Below are 1124 nucleotides of genomic sequence, written 5' to 3'. Positions count from 1 at the left end.
AAATTAACGCGCATCGATTCTCGGCGTGTCATCCATCCACGCCACCCTGAACACGTGGCAAAGACATACATACCCGAAATTTTATAATGGTTGGGCAGAAGTCCAAAGGCATGACCACCAAATGAGTGTCCAACGATAAAGGTTGGGGTTTCACCTGTGGCAATTTCATCAATCACTGCCGCCAAATCTAACCTAGCCCAATCAAGAAAACTTGCTTTAAAGCCTTTAAGCCTCGCTACCTTAGATCGAGCAATGCCCCTATAATCAAATGTCACTGTGCGATAGCCATTGTCTGCGGCAAACCTAGAAAATCTTTGGTAAAATTTTTGTGGCACACCCGTTGCCCCTGCGATCACAATCGTGGCTTTATACTCTTCAGGCTCATAGCTTGTGGCTGCCAATGCAAAGCCATCGGCTGCTACAATGGTAAAATCTCTTTGGGTGAAGTGTTCAAAAGTAGGTGTCATAAGTCACAATTCACTGGTTGATAAAATGCGTCTATAAACTAGGCATTGGCCTTAGTCATCTATTTACTTGCCTTGAAACTGGGCTGTTCGCTTCTCTCTTAAGGATGCGACACCTTCTGCAAAGTCTTGGGATAAAAACAAATCTGGTAAGTAACCAAGGACATTGGCAAAGGCAGTTTTAGGATCTTGCTCAGTCCCTTGTTTGGCAGATTGTAATAAACGTTTGACGGCTAGAGGGGCAGAATGGCTGCTAATCTGTGTGGCAATCTTAAGTGCGACGGCAAACTGCTCGCCTTTAGGTACTACTTGGCTGACCAATCCCATCGCATCTGCCGTGGCGGCATCAAAGCGATCGCCAGTGAGCAAATAAGGCATGGCTTTTTGCCAACCTGCCGTTTGTACAAAACGGATGGTTGCCCCACCAAACGGCATCAAGCCTCGTTGCACCTCCATTTGGGCAAAGCGGCTGTCATCACTGGCAATCACAATGTCGGCATTGAGCATCAGCTCGATACCCGCCGTAAAACAAAGCCCTTGTACCGCAACAACGTAAGGTTTAGTGCGTTGCATACCTGACACACCCCAAGGGTCTATACAGTCGTTCGGATAATCAAAAATACCTGATAGTACCTTGTCTTGCAGCTCAATCAAATCAAG

Annotated in this window: 2 protein-coding genes; both read right to left on the bottom strand. The window is 46.5% G+C overall.

Annotation, left to right across the window (positions count from 1 at the left end):
- Positions 1–467: alpha/beta fold hydrolase (locus RT143_RS12165; protein ID WP_313093343.1), on the bottom strand; the 467-nt coding region annotated here is incomplete at its 3' end.
- A 63-nt stretch (positions 468–530) separates the two neighbouring features.
- Positions 531–1124, bottom strand: a 594-nt coding sequence (locus tag RT143_RS12160; RefSeq protein ID WP_313093341.1) for an enoyl-CoA hydratase-related protein, incomplete at its 5' end; no start/stop codon positions are given.

This window comes from Moraxella sp. CTOTU48268 (assembly GCF_032069585.1).
Lineage (GTDB): Bacteria > Pseudomonadota > Gammaproteobacteria > Pseudomonadales > Moraxellaceae > Faucicola > Faucicola cinerea.
Note: the sequence above shows the minus strand (reverse complement) of the source record. Positions and strands in the feature narration are given on the sequence as shown.